The organism is Neptunitalea chrysea, assembly GCF_027924145.1.
GTDB classification, from domain to species: Bacteria; Bacteroidota; Bacteroidia; order Flavobacteriales; family Flavobacteriaceae; genus Neptunitalea; species Neptunitalea chrysea.
In genome coordinates, this window is the sequence record NZ_BRVP01000077.1 from 1 (window position 1) to 488 (window position 488).

Sequence of the window (488 nt, forward strand, 5' to 3'; positions counted from 1 at the left end):
AAAGGGAGAGGTAATGCAAAAACTATTATGGAAGTAAACTACGGTTTTACCATTGATTCTACTTTAATTAAGGAAGTAACAAAACCAAACAGAACATCGTATACCTTTTTTATTAGGAGGGATACAGTAACTACTACTGGTTTTGAGAATTTAGTAGTGTCTGTAGATAGTTTAAATGAAGTAACTGCGGTTATTTTAAAGTATACACCAACCGATAGTAGTATATATGTGCCAGGTCACGATGCCTATACCCTAGATGCAACAGTAGAGGTAACACCTGTAGTGTATAATATGCAACAGGCAAGATTAACATCAGAATGTTATCAGGTTACTACTTATTATTGTGATAATAATGGTTACGGTGGGCATGGAGAAACGCATATTGCGGGGCCAGCTTGTATGGAAGGGGACATGAATTGGGCTGAGATAACTACGGAGTGTAAATGGGTTGATGCTGGAGCTGGAGGCTCTGGAGATGGATCTTCTGG

The 488-nt window shown here is 38.7% G+C and carries 1 protein-coding gene; it reads left to right on the forward strand.

From position 1 onward, the window contains the following. Window positions 1-27: 27 nt before the first annotated feature. Window positions 28-488, forward strand: a 461-nt coding sequence (locus NBRC110019_RS16775) for a hypothetical protein (protein ID WP_281756617.1), incomplete at its 3' end; no start/stop codon positions are given.